This is a genomic window from Thermococcus sp. EP1, assembly GCF_001317345.1.
GTDB lineage: Archaea > Methanobacteriota_B > Thermococci > Thermococcales > Thermococcaceae > Thermococcus_A.
Genome location: NZ_JXCG01000001.1, coordinates 424,304 through 441,430 on the forward strand (window position 1 = coordinate 424,304; position 17,127 = coordinate 441,430).

17 protein-coding genes are annotated in these 17,127 nt (G+C 38.6%); 8 read left to right on the forward strand and 9 right to left on the reverse strand.

Annotated features, from left to right (window positions below):
• Positions 1-27 precede the first annotated feature (27 nt).
• On the reverse strand, positions 28-1,290 hold the full coding sequence (locus tag EP1X_RS02190; protein WP_055281252.1) for an NAD(P)/FAD-dependent oxidoreductase: 1,263 nt from the start codon (positions 1,288-1,290) through the stop codon (positions 28-30).
• A gap of 1 nt (position 1,291) precedes the next feature.
• Complete coding sequence (gene coaD / locus EP1X_RS02195) at positions 1,292-1,762, reverse strand: phosphopantetheine adenylyltransferase (RefSeq protein WP_055281254.1); 471 nt, start codon at positions 1,760-1,762, stop codon at positions 1,292-1,294.
• Between the two features lie 76 nt (positions 1,763-1,838).
• Between coaD and EP1X_RS02200 the strand changes: the two genes are divergently transcribed.
• The 3 genes from EP1X_RS02200 to EP1X_RS02210 all read left to right on the forward strand — a co-directional run bounded on the left by EP1X_RS02200 (position 1,839) and on the right by EP1X_RS02210 (position 4,964).
• Positions 1,839-3,170, forward strand: coding sequence for an acetate--CoA ligase family protein (locus EP1X_RS02200; protein WP_055281255.1), 1,332 nt, complete (start codon positions 1,839-1,841; stop codon positions 3,168-3,170).
• A gap of 50 nt (positions 3,171-3,220) precedes the next feature.
• Positions 3,221-3,715 carry a flavin reductase family protein gene (locus EP1X_RS02205; RefSeq protein WP_055281398.1) on the forward strand — a complete coding sequence of 165 codons (495 nt, stop codon included), beginning with the start codon at positions 3,221-3,223 and terminating at the stop codon, positions 3,713-3,715.
• Positions 3,716-3,986: 271 nt separating this feature from the next.
• Positions 3,987-4,964 (forward strand): bifunctional N(6)-L-threonylcarbamoyladenine synthase/serine/threonine protein kinase, encoded by a 978-nt coding sequence (locus tag EP1X_RS02210; protein WP_055281399.1) that lies wholly within the window; start codon positions 3,987-3,989, stop codon positions 4,962-4,964.
• Between the two features lie 7 nt (positions 4,965-4,971).
• On the opposite strand, the gene EP1X_RS02215 is transcribed toward EP1X_RS02210, so the two are convergent.
• Genes EP1X_RS02215 through EP1X_RS02245 form a run of 7 tightly spaced genes read right to left on the reverse strand, consistent with a single transcriptional unit; the run spans position 4,972 to position 14,425 of the window.
• The gene (locus EP1X_RS02215) at positions 4,972-5,802 is read right to left on the reverse strand and encodes an NAD(+) kinase (protein ID WP_055281257.1); all 831 of its coding nucleotides are present in this window, start codon (positions 5,800-5,802) and stop codon (positions 4,972-4,974) included.
• Entirely contained in the window at positions 5,799-6,818 is a 1,020-nt protein-coding gene (locus tag EP1X_RS02220) for a flippase-like domain-containing protein (RefSeq protein WP_055281259.1), read from the reverse strand. The genes EP1X_RS02215 and EP1X_RS02220 overlap by 4 nt, the downstream gene beginning before the upstream one ends.
• Positions 6,818-7,969: an RsmB/NOP family class I SAM-dependent RNA methyltransferase gene (locus EP1X_RS02225; RefSeq protein ID WP_055281261.1), complete on the reverse strand. Its 1,152-nt coding sequence runs from the start codon at positions 7,967-7,969 to the stop codon at positions 6,818-6,820. Before EP1X_RS02225 ends, EP1X_RS02220 begins: the two co-directional genes overlap by 1 nt.
• Positions 7,970-7,978: 9 nt before the next feature.
• On the reverse strand, positions 7,979-8,491 hold the full coding sequence (locus tag EP1X_RS02230) for a DUF3201 domain-containing protein (RefSeq protein WP_055281263.1): 513 nt from the start codon (positions 8,489-8,491) through the stop codon (positions 7,979-7,981).
• Positions 8,492-8,534: 43 nt separating this feature from the next.
• A complete protein-coding gene (locus EP1X_RS02235; RefSeq protein ID WP_055281264.1) occupies positions 8,535-9,437 on the reverse strand; it encodes an LEA type 2 family protein in 903 nt (300 codons plus the stop codon).
• A gap of 42 nt (positions 9,438-9,479) precedes the next feature.
• The gene (locus tag EP1X_RS02240; protein ID WP_055281265.1) at positions 9,480-12,173 is read right to left on the reverse strand and encodes a COG1361 S-layer family protein; all 2,694 of its coding nucleotides are present in this window, start codon (positions 12,171-12,173) and stop codon (positions 9,480-9,482) included.
• Complete coding sequence (locus tag EP1X_RS02245) at positions 12,170-14,425, reverse strand: hydrophobe/amphiphile efflux-3 (HAE3) family transporter (protein WP_055281267.1); 2,256 nt, start codon at positions 14,423-14,425, stop codon at positions 12,170-12,172. Before EP1X_RS02245 ends, EP1X_RS02240 begins: the two co-directional genes overlap by 4 nt.
• Positions 14,426-14,504: 79 nt before the next feature.
• On the opposite strand from EP1X_RS02245, the gene EP1X_RS02250 reads away from it, so the two are divergent.
• The 5 genes from EP1X_RS02250 (at position 14,505) to EP1X_RS02270 (ending at position 17,057) form a co-directional block, all read left to right on the forward strand.
• Complete coding sequence (locus EP1X_RS02250; RefSeq protein WP_253276530.1) at positions 14,505-15,050, forward strand: GbsR/MarR family transcriptional regulator; 546 nt, start codon at positions 14,505-14,507, stop codon at positions 15,048-15,050.
• Between the two features lie 33 nt (positions 15,051-15,083).
• Positions 15,084-15,590 carry a CDP-2,3-bis-(O-geranylgeranyl)-sn-glycerol synthase gene (locus EP1X_RS02255; protein WP_055281269.1) on the forward strand — a complete coding sequence of 169 codons (507 nt, stop codon included), beginning with the start codon at positions 15,084-15,086 and terminating at the stop codon, positions 15,588-15,590.
• A 61-nt stretch (positions 15,591-15,651) separates the two neighbouring features.
• Positions 15,652-15,921 carry a ubiquitin-like small modifier protein 1 gene (locus tag EP1X_RS02260; protein WP_055281270.1) on the forward strand — a complete coding sequence of 90 codons (270 nt, stop codon included), beginning with the start codon at positions 15,652-15,654 and terminating at the stop codon, positions 15,919-15,921.
• A 1-nt stretch (position 15,922) separates the two neighbouring features.
• Positions 15,923-16,624 carry a ThiF family adenylyltransferase gene (locus tag EP1X_RS02265; RefSeq protein ID WP_055281272.1) on the forward strand — a complete coding sequence of 234 codons (702 nt, stop codon included), beginning with the start codon at positions 15,923-15,925 and terminating at the stop codon, positions 16,622-16,624.
• Positions 16,614-17,057, forward strand: a complete 444-nt coding sequence (locus EP1X_RS02270; protein ID WP_055281274.1) for a molybdenum cofactor biosynthesis protein MoaE — start codon at positions 16,614-16,616, stop codon at positions 17,055-17,057. The genes EP1X_RS02265 and EP1X_RS02270 overlap by 11 nt, the downstream gene beginning before the upstream one ends.
• Positions 17,058-17,127: the final 70 nt, after the last annotated feature.

Consider the following 17,127-nt stretch of genomic DNA (forward strand, 5'->3'; position numbering starts at 1 on the left):
ATGCATCAAATCAGTTTCTAAAAGATTTCAAAGGTACCACTCGTTAAAGTTTCCAATTCCCAGACTTTGTAGGGTTTTCATTACTCCTAGGGCGATGCCTTCTACCTCAATGCCCCCTTGGCCTTTATTAGCATCCCCTACAATGTAAACGTTTTCCATCGGAAAGTCCACGTGATTACCTGAGGCAACCCTATTAACAGGGTTTTTATCAAGGTATGTCTGCACCATCAAAATCTCTCCATTCCTTTCAAGCTCTGGGAATAAGTAGTACAGATCTTCAATTCCAAGGTGTTGTTCTCTTTTTATATTTCTGCTTTTTATGGCCTGGTGAGTCATTATGAGAGTGTAACCTTCTTTTGAGAGTTCTGGACTCAAAGCTGAGGGCTCATTGTATCCGTTTATTCTCTCTGTATCTAGTGTAAAGACAACGGTATTTCCAATTTTTGACTTCCCTTTAAGGGCAATGTTGATTTTAATGCCTTCTGCAGGTTTTAAGGAATCAACTCTCCGTAAGTACTCTCTATCAAAGTTCTCCCTTCCAAAGAGTTCCACAGTTTCCTTTATTCCAATGTTTGAAATTAGTATATCGTAGGGATACTCTGATCCATCAGCTGTTATAATTCTCCCTTCTTCCGCTTCAACAACTTTCTTTCTGGTAATTATTTTTCCCCCATTTTCTCTTACAATTCTTGCTAGCTCTTCACTAACTGCCTTGCAACCACCTTTTATGAGGCCTGGTCCACCCCATTTAAGGGTTGCTTTGATTTCTTTGGCTAACTCTATTGCAGGAACTTCTTCTGGAGTCAAACTGATTGCCCATCCAAGGAAGCTCTTTATGAAAAGATAGACAAATTCATTGTCTCCTACTTTCTCCCTTAGCCAATCCCACGAATTAAGGGATGCTTCCTCACCTTTTGGTAGTCTATTGGCTCTTATTTCTGCAAGGAGTTTCATAGCCTTGGCTTTTTCCTTTAGACTCAAGTATTTCCATCCTTTTCTATAGTGGTGGATTCTCCCATCTATAAAGAACTTCCCTTTAGGGTTTGAGTTTACGATCTTAACGTTTGCATTAAGAAGGCTTAACAGATGTGCGAGAGGGCCATCTTCACCATGTGGAATCATGTGCAATGCTCCAGTTGATAATTGAAATCCCTTGTAGTTTAAATTTGTGAATCTACCACCCACAAATGGGGCCTTTTCTAAAATTGTTACATCATAGCCCTCTTTAGCTAAAAATGCACTTGTTAAGAGACCTCCAAGTCCTGCTCCTATTGTTACTACTTTCTTCATTTTATCGCCTCCTTGGGTTACCAAAAGGATCTATCAATCCAGCTCTTATTAGGGAGGAACTTATTTTGCCCCCAAGTTTACTTTTAATTAGCTTTATGGTAACTATTTCAAGGGGCCTTAATCCTTTCTCCATTCTTGCCCTGTTAACAAGTAGTGCGCCTTTATATGTTTCTTCACTCACAATTATAGCTTCTAAATCTCTTATTTTATCTGTAAATCCTATGGCTGTATTTATTTTTATTATCCGATAGTCTTTATATTCGTTCACTTCAAAAAACTTTAGGAGATCTCTTAAACGAACTTCATATGGGAGTATCTTTTCAGCATAAGGCTTGGTTTTTATCATTTCATCAGAAGTTACTCCAATATAAACGTATTTTCCTACCTCAAAAGCTTTTCTAAGAAGAGCTTTGTGTCCTAAATGAAGCCTATCGAACGTTCCTCCCACAACAACTTTTTTGTATCTCTTCATTTGTATCACTCGGCTTATTCGTTCTACACCAATAAATTTTTTTATCACTGTTTGAAAACTTTTTGGAGGTGAAGGTATGAGATTCTTTTTTTACCCTACATCAGTAGCAGTATTCGGGTCTTTCAAAAAAGGCGCGATCGCATATGAGATCTTGAAAAATATTGTAGAAGGGGGATTTGAAGGACAAATAATACCCGTGAATCCAAAAGGAGGAGAAATAGAAGTTGCAGGTATAAATTTTAAAGTGGACGAAAAGTTGGAGAAAAATGTTGATGTTGCGATAATAGCGATTCCTGCGAGATTCGTACCTTCTCTAATTGAGGAGATTGGTGATAAAATCAAAGGAGCAGTAGTAATTAGCGCTGGTTTTAGTGAGGTTGGTAATTTAGCTCTTGAAAAAGAACTTGTTGAAAAAGCTAGGGAAAAGGGAGTAAAAATTATTGGGCCAAATTGTGCTGGGATTTTTGGGGTTCATGCTAATTTCTTTGGATCATTTGAAGTTCGGGTGAAAAAAGGGGGCCTTGCTTTAATCTCCCAGAGTGGAGCCTTTGGTGGTGCTGCATTAGCAATGGGTAATGAGGAGGGGATTGGGTTTTCTGCCTTTGTTTCTTATGGAAATGCCGCTGACTTAACCGAAAGTGATTTCTTGAAGTACTTTGCGGATGATAAAAACACAAAGGTTATTGCCCTCTACATAGAAGGGGTCAAAGATGGCAGAAAATTCATCGAAGCTTTGAGGTACGCAACCAGCAAAAAACCTGTGATAATCTTGAAAGCAGGAAAAAGTAAAAGTGGGAGTAAGGCAGCTCAGAGTCATACTGGAAGCCTTGCAGGAAGTTATGAAATTTATAAGGCAGCCCTCCAGCAATTTGGGGCAATAGAAGTAGAGGAGATGGAAGAACTTTTTGATGCGGCCAAAGTGTTTGAGATGTATGAAAAAGGAGGGAAAAAAGTAGCTATAATAACGAATTCTGGAGGCCCAGGGGTTCTAGCCACAGACAAAGTTGAAAGACTAGGGTTAAAAATTGCAAAACTAACTGATAACACAATAAATGAGCTTCGAGAGTTCTTGCCTCCTCAATGCTCAGTTAAAAATCCAATTGACCTAATAGCAGATGCAGATTATGAGAGATATAAACAAACAATAGAGGTAGTCTGTAAAGATGAAAACGTTGATACATTGCTTGTTATTTGTGTTCCCCCAATATTCATCCCCAGTGAGGAAATTGCAAGAGCAATAATTGATGCAAAATGTAACAAACCGGTTATAGTGAACTTTATGGCTGGTGAGCTTGTTAGGGAAGGAATAAAGGTATTGGAGGAATGTGGCATTAAGAACTTTCCTACTCCAGAGAGAGCTGCTAAGGCACTTCACTGGCTTAATCTTAGAAAGGATTTTAATGAATAGGGGCTCATATTTTAAGGGGTGGTGTGGGGGTGTATCACTTAATATATCCAATGAGAACGTACCTCATAGTCTCGGGCCAAGGAGAAGAGAGTAATGTCATGGCAGCTGATTGGGTAACCGTACTTTCCCATAGACCAACTTTGATTGGGGTTGCGATCTCTCCGAAGAGGTACACCCATCGCTTGATTTCTAAATATAGGGAGTTCGTAATAAGTGTTCCAAGTTTAGAGATGCTTGAGGATGTGTGGATTGCAGGAACAAAGAGTGGTCCTTCCAAACTTAAGGAGATGAATATAACTTTAGTTCCTTCAACTAAAATAGGAACACCGAGCATAAAAGAAGCTTTAGCTAACATGGAGTGCAAAGTAATTGATGCCAGAGAGTATGGAGATCACACATGGTTTGTAGGTGAAATTGTAGGTTATACTTATAACAGGGAAGTTTTCCCACGTGGTAAGCCAGACATAACTAGAGCAAATTTCCTCGCCCATGCAGCGTGGACAGATTTTGTGACATTTGAGAAAAAGATTCACAAGGCTGAATAGATTTTGAAAATTTTTTCGGTTCTCGTTAAAAATGCTTGTTTTTTCTTTTTGCTCATTTAAATCTATTGGTTTTAGATTTTTTCTGATCTTCTCCCTGCCGTGAACGACGAGGCTTTTAGAAAGAAAATGTCATGTTTTCTATCTGACTCCTCCCCCGTCCTAAGGGGCAAGGCTTGAAAAAGTCACTTGAATTGTACGTGAAAACTTAGCTTGTTAAGTAGAAAATTCGGAAAGAACAATGCTTTTAAATGCTTTTCTGTATCCTCTTTTGATGATCGCCTTAGGAATTGAAGGAACAGCTCATACTCTTGGCATAGGAGTTGTTACAGAAAAAGAAGTTTTGGCCAATGTATTTGATACTCTCACTACCGAGAAAGGAGGAATACACCCAAAGGAGGCTGCAGAACATCATGCAAAGCTTTTAAGGCCGTTATTAAAGAAAACCCTTAAAGAGGCAAGAGTTTCTATAGAAGATGTAGATGTCATAGCTTTTTCTCAGGGCCCGGGATTGGGTCCAGCTTTGAGGGTGGTAGCCACAGCTGCAAGAGCTTTGGCTATAAAGTATAATAAACCTATTGTGGGGGTCAATCACTGTATTGCACATGTTGAGATTACTAAAATGTTTGGCGTAAAAGATCCAGTTGGTCTTTATGTTAGTGGAGGAAATACACAGGTTTTGGCTTTAGAAGGAGGCAAATACAGAGTTTTTGGAGAAACCCTTGATATAGGAATTGGGAATGCCATAGATACATTTGCTCGAGAAATTGGCCTTGGATTCCCAGGTGGTCCTAAAATCGAAAAACTTGCTCAAAAGGGAGAACGCTATATAGAACTCCCTTATGCAGTAAAAGGGATGGATTTGAGCTTTTCTGGGATTTTAACTGAGGCTGTTAGAAAATATAAGAGCGGCAAATATAGAGTGGAAGATCTGGCTTATTCCTTCCAGGAAACCGCTTTTGCAGCGTTGGTTGAAGTTACAGAAAGGGCGGTAGCTCATACTGGCAAAGAGGAAGTGGTTCTTGTTGGAGGGGTAGCAGCTAACAATCGTCTGAGAGAAATGCTCAAGATGATGACTGAGGATAGGGGAATAGCATTTTTCGTCCCTCCCTATGACCTATGTCGGGATAATGGGGCGATGATAGCGTATACTGGTTTAAGAATGTTTAAGGGTGGAATAAGATTTAATCTTGAAGAGACTATTGTTAAGCAGAAATTTAGAACAGATGAGGTGGAAGTAACCTGGGATTAAGTTTTTATTAGAATTTCTTCTTTATTTTTAAGGTATATTTCGGATAGATTCTTTTTGAAAACCTTACGAACTTCGTTTTTCGTGGGGATTTTTCTATCCTTATCGTTAAATTGGGTGGGAGTTGGGTGTAGAATTGGCCATCCACTGTGAGGATAATTTCTCTTTCTGTTGAAACTTCTATATCTATTGAGGAGGAATCAGGTACTACAAGAGGTCTAGCAGTCAGAGCAACGGGTGCTAGGGGGACTAGTAATATAGCATGGAGCCTTGGATCTACTAATGGACCTCCAGCAGAGAGGGCATAAGCAGTTGAACCAGTGGGTGTTGAGATTATCAATCCATCCGCCCGAATCTCCTCAGCAAGTTCTCCGTCTATATAGTATTTTAGCTGTGTAACTTTTCCTGGAACTCCAGAAAGTATTACTACATCATTGAGCGCATCAGGCACTGTGATTCCCTCTACAAAAACCCTTATCTTCATCCTTTCGTCGATAAAGTAATCCCCTTCAAGTACTCTGGAAATTGCGAAAAATGTCTCGGCCGGTTCTACCTCGGCTAAAAATCCCAAGGTGCCCATGTTTACTGCTAGAATCGGGATATCTTTTGAGGTTTTATGCTCGACTCTAAGCACCGTTCCATCCCCACCGATTACAATGATCATGTCAACATCCATCTTTTCTAAAGGCAAAACATCCTCGGGGGAGAAATGGGGGAAATTTTCATGAGTCTCTTTATCCACATAAACGCCATAATTACTAACCCTAAGAAAATCATAAACTCTATATGCTAGTTTTAGAGCTTCTTCACGATCCCTTCGGGCTACAATCCCAAACTTCATTTTCTCACACTCTCTTTACTGAATTTTACTCCTAAGTATATGCTTAACCCACCGCCAATAATTGTTGGGAGCCAGAAGGATATAAATCTATCTAAGACCGTTGCAGTAACAGCGAGGCTCTTATCAATTCTTAAACTTAAATAAAGTGCGGAGTTTACAGCTTCAGTTATTCCAAGCCCTCCTGGAAGGATGCTTATCATTCCCAGTGCAATACCGGCCATTTGCACCATAAGGATTTTGTGAAGCTCAAGAGTATACCCAATGCTCTCGAAAATAAAATAAGTTCGGAGGAGCATGAATCCCCACAAGGCTAAGGAATAGAAGAGTGTTTTTCCCATTACAACTGGATCTTTAGAGAGTTCCAAAAATGTTTCTCTGAATTCTAGGACAGACTTTTTAATTTTTTCTTCTAGTGTTTCTTCTATTCCTACAAACTTTTCAGGGAAAATACGTCGGATAAGGTTTGTTATTTTATCCAATACTTTAAAGGCGAGTTTCTCATTTAAGGATATTAAAAGACTTATAAGAACTATCATAAGGAGTACTGCAGTTGATATGGATAGAACGGATAGTAATAGTTTAATCTTTAATGAAAGAGCGTATTTAAAGGCAATTAGGGTGAATAGCAATACGGGTATTACATCTAATATTCTATCGGCCATTATTGTGGCAAAAACCTGTCCATAACCACTTTTTGACCTTTTGGTTATTACATACATTCTTGCTGGTTCTCCACCTGCCCTTGCTCCAGGGGTCAGGTTATTTGCAAATACACCTATTAGAGTTGCTATCAGGATATCTCTCATTCTCACAGAAACCTCAGCACGTTTTAAGAAAATTCTCCATCTAAGAGTCCAAGCAATAGTTGCAAAAGCCTGCATAAGTACAGCTAAGAGAAAATATCTCAAATTAGCTTGCATTATAAGAGCTAGGGTTTCTTCCACCCCTGCCCACCAAATTAGGAGCAAGATTACGATAATTCCTACTCCAATTAAAGTAAAATCTCTTCCCTTCATTAGCTCACCTTCCTCAGCCTTGCTATAAAGAATCCTTGAGTTTTGTGTTTGTGGGGGTAGAAACGTTGAACTTCTTTGATTCCAATACCTGGAGAGCCAATAAAGATTTTTTGCTCTTCTAGCTTTAGGCCTTTCTTCAGCATGTATTTGACGTTTCTTTCATTCTCTTCATAACTCAGAGTGCAAGTTGAGTATATCAATACTCCACCTCTTCTAAGGCTTTTTATGGCCGCATTTATAAAGTGTCTCTGATACCTGGCAGTTGCCTCTATATCTTTTGGTGTTTTTGTCTCCCAAAGTTTTGGTCTAACTCCCAAGGCTGTACATGGGACATCCAATAGGATCTTATCAGCCTGGATTCCGAGGTCTGGCAAGTTCCTTGAGTCCATATGGATTAATTTAACATTCTTAACTCCGAGCCTTTCTAGTTCTAGTTTCATCTTTGATAGCCTGTTTTTGGATTTATCTAAAGCTAGGATCTCTCCTCTGTTTTCTAATAGTTGTGCTATGTGAGAAGTTTTTCCTCCAGGAGCAGCAGCCATGTCTATTATTAACTCCTCTTCTCTAGGATCCAAAACATGGGGGACTATCATTGAGGGCAAACTTTGGGCATAGAAATAGCCCTTTTCATAGGATTTTAGCTCACTTAAGCTTGGGAGCTTGAACTTTGGAAGAGTGACTTCAACGGCAATTCCCCGAGTTGCTAATATCATTTCCTTGGAATTCATTTTGGCAACTCCTATGCCAACTAAAAGTCCTTTGGGGTCTCTGATCTGGACTTTATCTCCCTCTCTTATGTTTTTATCTGCTTTTAGGACTCCGGGGGCATAAAGCTGTGCTCCCTGATAAACGCTTTCAGATGCGAATTTATTTGCAACAACAGTGGGAAGCTTGGGGTTATAATCATCCGGGAAATTAGGTCCCTGTCGTTCAAAATATATTCCTTCTTCTAGATATGGGCTTCGTTTTGGTTTAAGACCCTCTTTTTGAAGCTCTTGGATAAGTTTGTCTCTGCTGATCTTGAGTGTATTTACCCTTATGTAATACTTTTCCACAGGCTCCCTTAATTTTTCCATGATGCTCTCTGCTTCATTTCCAAAGAGTTCATAGTAATATCTTTGGAGCTCTTCAGGGAACGCTTCTTTATACATGAGATCACCTTAGATTTCCAGAACCTTGTACTCTTTTGCCAGTTCTATAAATTCAAAAAGTTTTTTCTCGATTTCTATTGCGTTGTTCCCCTCGATTTCAAACTGGAGTATCTTCTCTTCACTCTTTACAATATGTTTATAAACATCATTTGGAGGTTTTGGGTTGTTGTGATTGTATATGTCCTCTAAAAAGTTTTCGCTCCCGTAAATATAGCTTTGGGGGAATTTTTTCAGGAACTGGGCGATAAACTCTTTACTCACCTTTTCTCTTGGAATACCAAAAACAAAGTAAAAACTTTGAATAGTTGCCCCCACTTCTCCTTGTGGCTTTATTTCAAACGCAGGGTGGGGATAGAGCATCTCCCTCCATTCTCCTTCTAAATAAATGTACGCATTGAAAACTTCTTCAACATTTTCTACTTTGAATCCTAGTGGACGAAGTTTCTCCCTGAGTTCTTCATTCAATCTAAAAATCTCGCCCCAAATTTTATTTAGATGATTGTGAACTTCGAGCATATTCATAGTTATCACCTCCAGAAAGAAATATAGAGGAAAGTTTAAATGTTTATCCTGAAAGCGCCCAATTTAGCCCCTCTACAATATTTGTTTCGACGGTTTTTTCAACGGTTGGCAGATCAAGGGTAATTTCTCTGCTAAATACATTAACATTTAACGATAACTTTAGGACTAACTTGCTTCTTTCTCCTCTTTTTATATGTTCTGCGATCACTTTTGGTAAGATATCCGTGTCGATCACTGTTCTTATCTTGGCAGTTTCTCTACCATTGGCTGGGATTGTAACACGCTCTAGAAGTTCTCCTTGAGCCACTGAATAATCATTGGCGTCTATTGTGTACTTGATTCCAAATAGAGGGAGTGGGAATGGATTGGGATTATAGATCTTTACATCACTTAGGATTTCAATGGTATTTTTGCTGATTTCTCCCCATTTAGAAGGCATACCTTCCACGGCAGGAGTCTTTATCAGATCCCCGCTACTTTCAATACTTATATTGCTAATGTATGAGAGTAGGTCCGTCTCTATAGGCTGGGAAAAGCTTCCTCTCAAGAATGGCAATCCAAATATTGAACCACGCACTCTTATCTCAACTTCACTTTTTTCCCCATTTTTAATGTGTTGCTTCAGGGCTTCGACAATTTCTTTACTGTTGAGAATGAGCACTCCTCTGGCGCTATCCTTAAAGAACCCTATCTTTAGGTCTTTCAATGTTCCGACTTTTATGCCTGCCCAATATAGCTCTGCTTCTTCTATTCCTCCAGATATTGGTAAAGGTTTTCCAAAGTAAACGCTTATATCTAGTTCAATACTTTTTTCGTCTACATAGCCCCATGCTCCGCTTATTTGGGGGGTTAGGGTGAGGAGGGCATAACCTAAATAGAAACCCCATAAAACAATGAGTAAACTGATGACTGCGAGTACTTTTCCAAGAATTCCCACTTCCACCACCTATCAAAAAGAAAGAAATAAAAGCTTAAAAGGTTTTTCAAGTTAGCTCTTTTTTCTTCTCCGGTACGTCCATAGGATTACTATTGCGGTCAAAATTCCAACTATTACTCCTGCCATTCTTAGAGTATTTCTAGCTTTAATATTCTCCTCTACTGGAATTGTGATCGACTTTTCAAAGACATATACATTATCGTCTCCACTTTCTTTATCTCCCACAGCTCTAATTCTTATCTGTATTGTATACTCTTTAGGGATTGCATTCCTGTCTATGCCTAACTCAAGAACTCCTTCTCCTTCTTGCCCGGGATCTAATGTACCTACGTAATCCGATCTTTTTGGCAATGTGAATGGTTGATCGGCTTTTACAACTCCTTCTATTACCACATTTTCTGCTTGTTCTCCCCCAGTATTTTTGAGTCTTATATAAACTCTGATGTCTTCACCTTGTATTGGGGACTTATCAAATCTTACATCCTCTATTTCGATTTTTGGCTTTTCTTTCACTATTATTGGGATTTTTATTAATTCTTCTTTGCTCTCCCCAGAAGCGTCTTTGTATTCTATTTTTACAGGAATCTCATAAGTTCCTCCCTTTGTGTTTTCTCTTACATTTATTTTAAAACTGGTTTTTGCAGAATCGCCTTGTCTTAGAGTCCCCAGGTTTATTATTTGTTCACTTGTTTCACTAAGTTCAAAGGGATCCCTTGGCATTGGTTTTAAAATAACATATCGTGCACTTCCACTTCCAATATTCTCTACTTCAAAGGTAACTTCTACATTATTAGTTCCAGGTAAAACCCTAGTTGGAGATGTTGATATTTTAGATATAATTATGTGCTCTTTCCCAAGGATATTGACTCCAATAATTCTTTCGTCACTTAATTTTTCATCGTTTGGCGTACTTAAGTATTCTATTGAAATCCTAAGAGGATATATTCCATTTTCGAGTCTTTCATCAGATTTCAGTCGGAATTCTAGAACTTTCTCTTCATTTGGTTTTATTTCATTTACGTATTTGGTATTGTCCTCTCCGACGGGAAGGAAGGGGTTTATATTCTCCTTTGCTAGTTGTTCCATGATCTGGTTTAAAGCAGTTTGGAGATTTTCACTTATAGCTTGGCTTCCTTGTATTGGGAGGTTTTGGAGAGATGATAAGTCAATTTTTGTAACTTCCCCGGGTATAGTGACTTTATTTGGTTCAATTTTAAGAGAAAATGCTTTTGCTGCTTCATCCCCGACGTTTTTTATCTTTACCTTTAATATAAATTCATCTCCTGGTTCTATGGTGCTTGGCTCGAGGTCTATATCTTCAATCTCAATAAAAGCCTGATTTCTTTTTATTATCTGAATTGAAAACTCAAAGGTTTGTTCTTTTTGTTCTTTTGAATCTCCACTGAAATAGGAGACTTTCAGACTAAGTGGATAACTCCCAGTATTAGCATCTTCGCTTGCATGGAGTCGGAATTTGTACTCAACGGTTTTATCACTATTTATCACATATGTAAAGTGCTGATTTGTAGCGTTATCTATTAATATCGCTTCCTTAGTAAGTTCAATTGGAGAATTCATCTCAACGAGAACGCTTTTCGCAGATTCGAATCCCATATTCCTAAGTCTAACTGTGATCTCAAAATCCTCTCCAGGGTGAACAATCTCAGGCTTTTCTACGTATTCCAGTTCAAAACTTGCATCACCTTCTCGAATTACAGTTATAGAAAAGTAGTTAAACCCCTGAACCATCTGCATGGTCCCTTCACTTTGAATGTAGTATGCCATTGATATATAGAGAGGGTAGATTCCAGGATCAATATTTTCATTTACTTTAACTTTGAACTCTAAAACTCTCTCCTCTTTCCCATCTAAGTACTCCACATACTTTACAGCAGTGTCTGCAGGGAGAAGGGCGCTTTGGAGTACACCACTTTGGGATGCTACTTGAACCAGTACGTCAGTACTTCCACTGGGAGAGGGAGTTAGAGATACAGGTGTTGGCGAGAGAACGACCGTAATGTACTTGGCCTTCAAAGCTCCTTCATTTTTGAGATGCACTCTTATTGTTATTTCATCTCCAGGTCTAATCCTTTGTGGTGTCTCAACCCAGCTTGTGAGATATGCGGATATCATTGAGGCCTCCCATTCTTCTGGTCCGCTGATGCTTATTCTTGCTCCGTTAGGATAAACCTGAAGGGCCGTAACAAGAACTTTCTCTCCATCCACTTCTACTTCAATAGTTTCATTCTCTCCTACTAGTTCTATGTTTGGATAAGTTATAGTCGTTAAGAGCTCATCTTCGCTAATTCCAAGTTCTGGATGTTCTTCAATCGTCTTAAAGACAGCATCAATTATTTCTTCTTCACTTGCGTTCTCAAGCCATACCAAAAACTGTGCAAATTCTATTGGGTTTAGGGGATCATACCCTAAGGTTTCTGCCATGGCTGCCAAAAATGTGGTATTTGTTAGGAGCTCTTGGATTTTTTCGGCATTAGGGACTTTAATTGAGGTATATTCCATGTTGAGAACCTTTCCATCTTTTAATATTAGAATCATTGCCTTATACTGGTTGTCGGAATAATCTTTTTGTACATCTTGAAGCATGATCACGAGTGGTCCTACTAGGATCGAGTCCCCTTTATTCAGGTAACCCTCAAATAAAAGCTCTTCTTTGGCTAGAGTAGCATTAATTCCACTTAAAAGTATTAATACACCAATCAATACCCCAATACTCTTACGATTCATTTATTATCACCTCTCTCTATCTCTCTTCCATAGAATATCTGGAGTAATGCAGGGGTGACAGTAAAAGCAGCAAACATTGAGGCAAATATTCCCACCGCCAGAGTTTTTCCAAAGTTGTGGATAGCAGTAAGTTCCCCCGCTAAAAGTGCTAGAAATCCTCCAGCTGTGGTTAGTGCTCCAACTAGAATTCCTGGCCCTACACCCTCAAGAGCCGTTATTATGGGATGAGGATTATTTTCCTTAAATTCTTCTAGAAAGCGATGTGTTAGATGCATTCCATAATCAACTCCAAGACCTACTATCATAGAGATCACTCCAGCAAGAGTCTGGGTAAATGGAATTCCAGCAAGGCCCATATATCCGACTGTCCATAAAGCTCCCAGGAACATTGGCAAAATCATTGCTAACGAGATTTTAAAGTTCCTGAACAAGAGTACTACTATGAAAACGACCAAAAATGTTCCATATGTGGATATTTTACCTAGTTCTTGGTTTGTAAGTGCATCAAGGACATAGTTTAGGTAGTTATCTCCGGCTGGTCTGATCTCAACAGTTGGTGGGAAATCTGCACTTTTTGCTTGCTCCTCAAAATACCGCATTATTTCTCTAAAGTCGTCTGGTCTAACCCCTCCAAAATTGCCTCTAAACTGGATTATTGCTAGGGAGTAATCATCATTCACTAAATTTTGCCCCTGAGTATCTGCCAGGACATTTTTTATTTTCTCTTTGTCTTCCGGTATGTACCCGTATTCCCGAAGAACGAGATCCGCAATACTATTGGCTTCAAAGACGTTGTTATAATGGGAATCTGCCATTATGCTCTTTTCAAAGCGATACATTGCTCTAACTATAGTGGGGTCTCTAACATCCTCAGCTTTAATTAGCATGTATACTTCATCCTGGCCTCCGAACTCATAACGAACATCTTTCATGACCTCTATTTCTGGTATCCCCTCCGGGATCATTTTTTCTAATCTTACCTCTGTAGTGACTTTAGTTAGGCCATATCCAAATACAATGGTTATTAAAAAGACAACCCAAAGAACGGTCTTTGGGTGCGTTTTAACTCTTCCACCTATAGAATGAAATATCTTAGCAATAAACCCAGAATGCGCCCTGATTTCGGGAGTTTCATAATGTCCTTTGAACTTTTTCATAAGCTCTTCTTCAACCATTATGACTGCTGGAGTTATCACCACAGCATTTATGGCTGCTAGACTCAGTCCCATTATTAAAACAAAACTTAATCTTTGGAGACTTGGAAGAACTGAAAAGCTTAATGCAGCAAACCCCGCCATAGTTGTTAGTGCAGCCCCTAATAGAGCTTTTCCAGTCTCAGCTATTGCTTCTTCTGCAGATTCCTCAATACTACGGCCCTTCTTTCTTTCCTCATAGTAACGATTTGTCACATGGACTCCATAATCTATACCAGTTCCAATTATCATAGCTCCAATCACTGTGGTAACCATGTCTATCGGGATATTTAGCAATCCCATAAATCCAAGAGTCATGGTTACTCCGAAAGTTAATGGGATTAGCGGGATAAGAGCCTTTATTGGAGAACGATAAAAGTATATTAGAAGCAGCACAACAAATAGGAATGCAATTGCCATTGTTCTAGTTAAATCGCTCTGAAGCATCACGAGAATACGATATGTTATTCCAAGGATCCCTGTTTGTATGGCTTCGACATTTTTTGGAAAACCGGCTTCTTCTATATCAACTTGGATGTCTGTATGAACTCTTTTTATTGCAGTAGATCCAGAAACACCAGTAAGTGTTGCCATAACAAGTGTGGCTCTATAGTCGGAACTTATTAGCCCCTGTTTCATGTCCTCTGGAAGCATACTCAAAACGAATTTAACCTCTTCTTCATTTTCGGGTAGTCTACCTAAGACTTGAATACATATGTCGGCAATACTCATTGTAGTTGTTACATATTCATGTTGTCTTAACCGCTCTTCTAGATTGTAAATGGCTTTAATCACTTCTGGATCTCTGATATCGTAAACTCCCCCTTCTTGGATAGAGTTTACTCTAACAATTATGATGGCAGAATCTCCACTTTGGAACTCATTTTGAAGTGTTAAATAATCCTTTACTGCAGGTAAGTCTTCTGGAAGTTGTTTTGTTATATCACTTTCAAACCTCAGTTGCTGTATCCCATAAAATGAGACTATGAGAAGAAATATCGCTATAAGAGAGAAAGCACTTTTGTATTCTACTATGATTCTCGCTAATCTTTTGAGCATTTTCTCACCTCAAAACTTTTGGAATTTTCCGAAAGTTTTATATGAATAAAATCTTAAAAACCTTTGGGAAGTTAAGTGGATGGGGGGAATAATATTGGGTGTGGAAAAGGCCAAAAAAATAATGATGGATCATTTTGCAAATACAGCACGAAGATTTGGCTTAAGTGAGCTCTATGGGTATATATATGGGGTTCTTTTCTTTGAAGATGAACCTTTAAGCTTGGGGGAAATAGCAGAACGTACTGGATATTCCCTTTCTCATGTGAGCACTGCTTTAAAGCTTCTTGAAAATTTAGGATTAGTTAAGAGAATAAAAAAGCCGGGAGATAAGAGAGCATATTACACGGCGATAAAAAATATAAGAGAATGGAGAAAAGAGGCGTATTATAAAAAAATCGAAGAAGATGTCAGACAAACTAGGGAGAGTCTCCTTAGAGCACTTAAAGCTATAGAAGATGACAATAGTGAAGAAGCTATTAAACTAAGGGAGAGAATAGAATTTGCTCTTCAAAGAAATGCCATTACAGAAAGGATAATACATATCTTTTTGAAAAATGAAGAGGAAGAGGTTTTAAGGGTGCTCCTAAAGTGTCTTGAGGAAAGATTAAATGGTACAAAGACTTAAAAATAAAGTAGAGTTAATTACGGCGGTGGTTAAATGAATGAAATAGCCGAGGCCCTTTGGTACATTCTCCCTGCATATTTTGCAAATGCTTCTCCCGTACTTTTCAAGGGGAAGACTCCAATGGACTTTGGTAAAATATTTATTGATGGCAGGAGGATATTTGGAGATGGAAAAACGTGGAGAGGCTTTTTTGGTGGGCTTTTTGCTGGAGTCTTAATATCAATTATTCAGTATTATTGTACTCCTAGTTTTTATGGTTCATTCTATTCTGCCTTAGAGCTAGGATTTGCTCTTTCATTTGGAGCTCTTTTTGGTGATTTGGTGGGAAGTTTCGTAAAAAGGAGAGTAGGGATGGAGAGAGGATATCCTGCAGTTGGTCTTGATCAATGGGGTTTTCTTGTCGCCGCTCTTATTTTGGCCTACCCAGTAAGAACTCTTTCAACTAAACAAGTGCTGTTTTTACTTGTTGTTACTCCGTTTATTCACTGGAGTGCTAATATCTTTGCGTATAAAATGAAATGGAAGAATGTTCCGTGGTAAGCACTTTGTTTCATAATAAATTTTTATAAATTCAGGAACCTTAACTTAGTTGGTGAAAATTATGAAGATAAAGGTGAGATATTTTGCTCGTTTTAGAGAGCTTTCAGGGGTTAACGAAGAAATTATTGAGCTTTCTGAGGGTAGCAAAATAAGTGATCTAATTGAACATATAAAAAATCTTCATCCAGAGCTCGAAAAGGAAGTTTTTGGTGAAGATTACAATGATGAAGCAGATGTAAATGTGTCGAGAAATGGTCGTTATGTTTCTTTTGATGAAATGTTAGAAGATGGCGATGTGATAGCTTTGTTCCCCCCTACAAGTGGTGGATGAAATGTTAAGTAATAGAGAACTTGAGAGGTATGATAGACAAATTAGGATATTTGGGGTTGAGGGACAAGAAAAATTAAAGAAGAGCAAAGTTGCTATTGTGGGAATAGGAGGATTAGGAAGTCCTGTTGCTTATTATCTAGCTGCTGCAGGAGTCGGGGAACTCCTCCTTATAGATGAACAAACTCCAGAGCTAAGTAATCTGAATAGACAGATTCTCCATTGGGAGGAGGATTTAGGAAAAAACCCTAAAGCTGTTTCGGCAAAGTGGAAGCTTGAACGATTTAACCCTGATATAAAGATAAAGACTTTTACTGGAAAATTAACTGAGGAAAACATCGATGATATTATTAAAGATGTAGATGTGATGGTTGACTGTTTGGATAACTTTGAGACTAGGTATCTTCTGGATGATTTTGCTCAGAGGAGAGGTATTCCTTTTGTACATGGTGCGGTAGAAGGACTTCATGGTCAGCTTACAACAATAATCCCGGGTAAAACAAAAAGTCTTAAAGAACTTTTCCCTATCCCTCCAAAGAAAAAAGAGAAGTTTCCAATTTTAGGTGCCACTGCAGGGGTTATCGGCACAATCCAGGCAACAGAAGTTGTTAAACTTATTACTGGACATGGGGAGGTATTGGCCAATAAATTACTTATAGTTGACTTACTGCATAACTCTTTTGAGGTGATAGATCTTGAAGATTAAACTTTTCAAGAAACCGGAAGATTTTGACATGGACAAAGCAATAGATCTTATATCATCATCCAAAGCAGGAGGAATAGCTATTTTCTTAGGAAAAGTGAGAGATGAGAGTCATGGAAGGCATGTGAAAAAACTAATTTATGAGGCTTATGAGGAAATGGCCATTAAGGAAATGGAACGAATACGGGAAGAGGCATTAAGGAATTTCCCTATACTTGATATTTTAATATGGCACAGATATGGTGAGCTGGATATAGGAGAGAACACAATATTAATAGTTGCTGTAGGGAAGCACAGGAAAGAGGCCTTTGAAGCATGTATGTGGGCAGTTGATGAGGTAAAAAAGAGGGTTCCGATATGGAAAAAGGAAGTTACCGATGAAGGTGAGTTTTGGATTGAAGGAGATAAAGCAGTTATGTATAAGAAGGATCATTAGTCTTATAACGTAATCATAAATTCTAGTAAATAAAAAACAACTTAAAATAGTAAGATTAATAAAGGGGCTT